Raw genomic sequence first — 5,642 nt, 5'->3', positions numbered from 1 at the left:
GGTGGTCGAGGCGGCCGCCCGCAGCGGTGCGCTGAGCACCGCCGCGTGGGCCGCTGCCCTGGACCGACCTGTGGGCGTGGTTCCGGGCCCGGTCACCTCGGTCGCGTCGGTGGGATGCCATCTGCTCGCGCGGGACAGGGGAGCGGTGCTGGTCACCAGGACCGCAGACGTGGTCGAGCTGGCCGGCGACATGGGGGAGACCGCCGAACCGCCCTCCGGGCATGCGAGCACCTGGGACGGGTTGGATGACGTGACCAGGCGGGTCCTGGAGGCGCTGCCGATCACGGGTGGGGCGGCACCGGCCGAGATCGCCGCGTCGGCCGGGACTCCGCTGATCGTCACCAGGACGGTTCTCGGCCGGTTGTTGTCCGCGGGCGCCGTGTCCCGTGGCCCCGAAGGGTGGCGCAGATCCCGGGACGGCGGCGTCCAGCTGACGATCCCGGTGGCGTGACAGCGCCCCGCGTCCGACGGTTACAGGATCGCCTGCAGTGCGAGGTAGAACAGCGACGGCCCCAAGAGGCAGCCGAGTCCGGTGTAGAACGTGGCGGTCATGGCGCCGTAGGGCACCAGCCGCTCGTCGGTGGCCGCGAGACCTCCCGCCACGCCTGAGGTGGTCCCCATCATCCCGCCGTACACCATCGCCGATTTGGCGTTGTTGAGCCGGATCAGCGGCGCGATGAGCGGGGTGGCGACCATCACCAGGACCGCCTTGATGAGTCCTGCGGCGACCGAGAGTGCGATGACCTCGGAGGAGGCACCCACCGCCGTTCCGGTGACCGGCCCCACGATGTACGTCGCGGCGCCGGCTCCGATGGTCGCGAGTGACTCAGGGTCGGTGTAGCCGAAGCCCCAGGCCAGCGCGGCGCCCACGAAGAACGACACCCACACGCCGGCGACGAGCGCGATCACTCCCGCGAGCCCCGCTTTCCGGATCTCCCGCAGGTCCACCCCGAACGCGGTGGAGACGATGGCGAAATCGCGGATCATCGCGCCACCCATGAGTCCGAGCCCGGCGAAGAGGGCGATGTCCGCCACCCCTTTCTCACCACCCGTGTGTTGCCCGGCCCAGTAGGCCAGAGCGAGACCGACGATGATCGCGATCGCCGAACCGTGCAGCATGCCCCGGGTGAGTTTTCTCGAGAGCCAGCCGGATATCAGGATCGTCACACCGACCAGGGTGAACGCGAACAACAAGCCGTTGGACTCCAGAACGTCGATGACGGTGTCCATGTCAGATCTCCTGAGCTGCCGAGTCGGGATCGGCCAGTGGTGGCAGGGGTGCGGAAGGCGGTCCGATTCTGGAGATCACCGGCACGAGGGCCGCGCCGACGAGCATCGCGGCGAGCCCGGCCGCGACCGCCGCGGCGCCTCCGGAGACCGCCGCGGAGACGTTCTGCACCGAGGCCATCGCGACGACCACGGGGATGTACATCGCGCTCCAGAACAGGACGCCCCGTTCGGATGGCTGTGGGAGCCGCCCCTTTCGCCGCATCACGTCGGTGATGACGATGAGCAGCAGCATGCCGAAGCCGACTCCGCCGACGTTCGCGTCCACGCCGAGAAGCTCGCCGAGTAACTGTCCGATCGCGGCGCCCGCGAGGGTGCACCCCGCGAGAATCGCCACTCCGTAGATGACCATGATCTCTCTCCAGGTCCGGCGCTCAGGCGCCGTCGTCGGTGAACAGGCCGGCGTACCGCGTGCGCAGTTCGGCCTTCTGGACCTTGCCCATCACGTTTCGAGGCAATGCCTCGACGACGCGGACGGCCTTGGGCTGCTTGAATCGCGCCAGGCGATCCGCGACGGCCCCGATCAGGGCGGATTCGTCGGGCGTCTGCCCCGGCGCGGCGACCACCACCGCGACGACGGTCTCGCCCAGATCGGGGTGGGGGACCCCGATCACCGCGGACTCTGCGACGGCGGGCTGCGCGTCGAGAAGTTCCTCGATCTCGACCGGGTACACGTTGAACCCGCCCGAGATGACCATGTCCTTGTCGCGGCCGACGATGCTGAGATAGCCGTCGTCGTCGAACCTGCCCACGTCACCGGTACGGAAGAAGCCGTCCTCGCAGAACTCGGCCGCCGTCTTCTCCGGCATGTTCCAGTACCCGGCGAACACGTTGGGCCCACGCACCTCGATCCCACCGATCTCACCTCTGGCGAGCGAGGCCCCGGTCTCCCTGTCGGTGATCCGGACCTCGACCCCGGGCAGGGGCAGGCCCACGGTGCCCGGCCGTCGCTCGCCCTCGTACGGGTTGGAGGTGTTCATGCCCGTCTCGGTCATGCCGTAGCGCTCCAGGATCCGGTGGCCGGAGCGTTCCCCGAACGCCGCGTGGTCAGAGGCGAGGAGGGGAGCGGATCCGGAGACGAAGAGTCGCATCCCCGCGCAGAGCTCGGGGGTGACCCGGGAGTCTGCGGCGAGTCTCGTATAGAACGTGGGCACCCCCATCAGCACCGTCGACCGCGGGATCAGGTCGACGATGGCGTCCGCGTCGAACTTGGGCAGGTAGTGCATGCTCGCGCCGGTGGTGAGGGTCAGATTCGCGGCGACGAAGAGTCCGTGGATGTGGAAGATCGGGAGCGCGTGGATCAACCGGTCCTCGGCCGTGTACCGCCAGTACTCGCGGAGAGCGTCGCAGTTCGACGCCAGGTTGCCGTGGGTGAGCACCGCACCCTTGGACCGGCCGGTGGTACCCGAGGTGTACAGGATCGCGGCCGGGGAGCCGGGGTCCGCCGGATGGACGTCGTGGTGGTTCTCCCGAGACCGGAGAAGGCTGCCGTCGCCCTCGGTGCCGAGCGTCTCGATCATCGTGGAGGCCGGCACCCGGTCGCGGAACTCCGCCTCGCGAGCGGGCGTGCAGACGAGCACGCGCGGCGTCGCGTCACCGAGGAAGTAGTCCACCTCCGGCCCGGTGTACGCGGTGTTGAGGGGCAGGAAGACCCCGCCCACCTGCAGGGTCGCCAGGTACAGCGCGATCGCCTCGGGCGACTTGTCCACCTGCATCGCGACCCGATCGCCGGGCTCGACGCCGTCCGCGCGCAACCGGGCTGCGATGCGGTGCACGATATCCGCGGTGGCGCCGTAGTCGAGCGTGGTACCGCCGGGGAGGTCGAACAGGACGGCGTCGGGCCGCCGCCGGGCATGGCCGAGGAACGAGTCCAGAACCGATTCGAACGTGCTCACTGGTGGGACTTCCTTTCATTGGACGGGGGTGCCGGCCGGCAACTCCCGCTGTGGGTCGTGAGGAGGTCGGTGACCGCGTCACTCGAGGCGACGGTGCCGTGCCGCACGAACCTCTCGTGCCGGGGTTCGAGCTCGGCCGGTTCGTAGCGGTAGTTGACCATCGCTCCGTACGACTGGGTGATCCCGTTCGCGGAGCAGTCCGCCGGCCAGTTGAGCCGCCAGGCCTCGGCACCGTTGCTGAGATGGAACCGGGCCACCCGGTCATGTGGCCGGCCACTGTCGTCTTTGACCAGGCAGATGTACCGCGCCGCGGCGGCCACCACGTGCGGGCGCAGCTCGTCGACCTCCGCCGTGTCATCCCGGTCCGGTTCCTGCGTCAGGTCGAGGGCGGCGAGGCGATGCCGTAGACCGCGGAGGTGGGGATCGTCCTGGGCGTCGAGCCAGCGCCGGAATCCGGGAATCGGCGACAGGGTCACGAAGGTGCTCAGGTGGGGGAGAGCGTCGCCGACCTCATCGATGACGTGTTTGATGAGCAGGCTGCCGAGGGACACGCCGGCCAGCCCGTCGAGGCAGTTGCTGATCGAGTAGAGCACCGCGGTGTCGGCCTCCGTCACGGAGAGGGCGGGTCCGGGGCGGAGGATGGGCGCGATGTCGGCGGGGACGCCCCGGGTGAGGGCGACCTCGACGAAGATCAGCGGCCGAATGCCGGTGGCCGGATGGAAGAACGCGTACATCCGCCGGTCGGCCGGCTGCAAGCGGCGGCGCAGCTCGTCGAGTCCGGCCATCGGGTGCACCTGTTCGTATCGGATCAGATGATCGAGCAACTCGCCCGGGGAGTCCCACGTGACCTCCTCCATGCGGAGGAATCCGCGGTTGAACCACGAACCGAGCAGGTGGTGCAGGTCGTGGTCGAGCGAGCGGAGGTGCGGATGGTCGGCGAGCAGCGCCCGCAGATCCGATCGCAGCTCGGTGAGCGCGTGTGTCGCCCCGGGGGCGTGATTGATCCTGCGGAAGAGCTTCTGCCGACGCGGTTCGACGGCGTCGACGAGCTCGATCTCCGCGGCCGCGGCCCGCGCCGTGTCGCGCCCGGTCGCAGCCCAGGCCGCATACGCCCGCTCGACACGCTGCGGGTCGACGCCGTAGCTCTCGACCAGATGAGTGAAGAACTCGACGCGACGATCCGCCGGGAGCTCTCGGTAGGCCCGCAGCAGGCCGTCCCCGACGTTCCGCATCGACGCCTCTCCGATGTCGCTCATGAGCTCGGTGCAGGCGTCCATGAGTCGCGTCAGTGGGGTCATGGCGTCCTCCTGGAGTGCATACGGGCTGTTCGGGGGCTATATGTGTTTCATATCCGTTGTTATATACATCACAACTACTATCAGACTGTGAGCGCGGTCACAAGGAGGTGCCGGGATATTCTGGCCCTCGAGGAGGTGGGCGATGGTGCGGGTGACCGAGTCCCAGCGGGTACGGGACGCATTGGAGAACGCTGTGATCGACGGCCGATACCGGCCGGGCGACCGCCTCGATCCGGTGCGGTTGGCGGAGGAGTTCGGCTGCTCGCGCACTCCCATCCGAGAGGCGCTGCAGGCGCTCGAGCGGTCGGGTCTGGTGCAGATCAGGCCCAAACAGGGCACGTTCGTCACGCACTTCGGCGTCACCGATCTGGCGGAGCGGTTCGAGGTGATGGCGGAGCTGGAGGGCATGGCGGCCCGCCTCGCGGCCCGGCGGATCCGGCCGGAGTCCGTGCGATCCATGGAGGACGCTCTCGCTGAATGTGAGGAGCGCGCGATCGCGGCGGACGCGGACGGCTACTACTACGCGAACGCGCGTTTTCACGGGGTGATCTACGAATCCTGCGGCAACGAGTACCTCACCCGGCAGTCATTCGATCTGAAGAAGGTGCTGCAGCCCTACAGGCGACTCCAGCTGCGGGTCCCGGACCGGATGCGGCGCTCGCTCGCCGAGCACCGGGCGATCGCCGACGCGATCGTGGGGGGCGAGCAGGACAAGGCGGAGGATGCCGCCCGCGACCACGTCTTGGTCCAGGTCCGGGAGTTCAGCGAGCTCGTGCGCATCTGGCGCACCATCGCCTCGAACTAGACCGTGCGCGGCTCAGGCACGCCTTGCGCGCCGAGGTGACACAAGTGACAATTGTTACTCATGGGGAACAACGCGGGCGCGAAAGACGGTCGCGGCTCTCTTCCGCCCGCCCTCGAGGTCGTCGTCGACGACTACGTCACCGATCTCAGGACCGGACGGTCGCGCTCCGAGGCCACCGCGCGGTCGTACCGCTCCGATGTGCGGGCGTTGCTCGCTCACCTCGGATCGGACGGCGACGGACCGGACACCGCGGCCGACCTCGCCGGATCACTCACCCTGCCCGCGCTCAGGGGGTGGCTGGCCGCTCAGGTCGGCGCCGGTGCCGCCCGGTCGACCATCGCCCGGCGCGTGGCCGCG

At 69.2% G+C, this 5,642-nt stretch carries 7 protein-coding genes; 3 read left to right on the top strand and 4 right to left on the bottom strand.

Features of this window, described 5'->3' with window-relative positions:
- A partial coding sequence (locus G6026_RS10495; RefSeq protein WP_182613146.1) for a DNA-processing protein DprA occupies nucleotides 1-451 on the top strand: 451 nt, incomplete at its 5' end.
- 20 nt (nucleotides 452-471) lie between these two features.
- On the opposite strand, the gene madM is transcribed toward G6026_RS10495, so the two are convergent.
- The 4 genes from madM to G6026_RS10475 are packed head-to-tail and all read right to left on the bottom strand — an operon-like array spanning nucleotide 472 to nucleotide 4,480.
- Entirely contained in the window at nucleotides 472-1,230 is a 759-nt protein-coding gene (gene madM / locus G6026_RS10490; RefSeq protein WP_182613145.1) for a malonate transporter subunit MadM, read from the bottom strand.
- Nucleotide 1,231: 1 nt separating this feature from the next.
- Nucleotides 1,232-1,639: a malonate transporter subunit MadL gene (gene madL, locus G6026_RS10485; protein ID WP_107756640.1), complete on the bottom strand. Its 408-nt coding sequence runs from the start codon at nucleotides 1,637-1,639 to the stop codon at nucleotides 1,232-1,234.
- A gap of 22 nt (nucleotides 1,640-1,661) precedes the next feature.
- Nucleotides 1,662-3,182, bottom strand: coding sequence for an AMP-binding protein (locus tag G6026_RS10480; RefSeq protein ID WP_182613144.1), 1,521 nt, complete (start codon nucleotides 3,180-3,182; stop codon nucleotides 1,662-1,664).
- On the bottom strand, nucleotides 3,179-4,480 hold the full coding sequence (locus tag G6026_RS10475; protein WP_107756638.1) for a malonyl-CoA decarboxylase family protein: 1,302 nt from the start codon (nucleotides 4,478-4,480) through the stop codon (nucleotides 3,179-3,181). The genes G6026_RS10480 and G6026_RS10475 overlap by 4 nt, the downstream gene beginning before the upstream one ends.
- A 142-nt stretch (nucleotides 4,481-4,622) precedes the next feature.
- Between G6026_RS10475 and G6026_RS10470 the strand changes: the two genes are divergently transcribed.
- A complete protein-coding gene (locus G6026_RS10470; RefSeq protein ID WP_107756637.1) occupies nucleotides 4,623-5,285 on the top strand; it encodes a GntR family transcriptional regulator in 663 nt (220 codons plus the stop codon).
- A gap of 60 nt (nucleotides 5,286-5,345) precedes the next feature.
- The coding region (locus G6026_RS10465; protein ID WP_182613143.1) for a site-specific integrase at nucleotides 5,346-5,642 on the top strand (297 nt) is incomplete at its 3' end.

The organism is Dietzia sp. DQ11-38-2 (assembly GCF_014145055.1).
Lineage (GTDB): Bacteria > Actinomycetota > Actinomycetes > Mycobacteriales > Mycobacteriaceae > Dietzia.
This window is presented reverse-complemented; position numbering and strand designations above follow the sequence as displayed.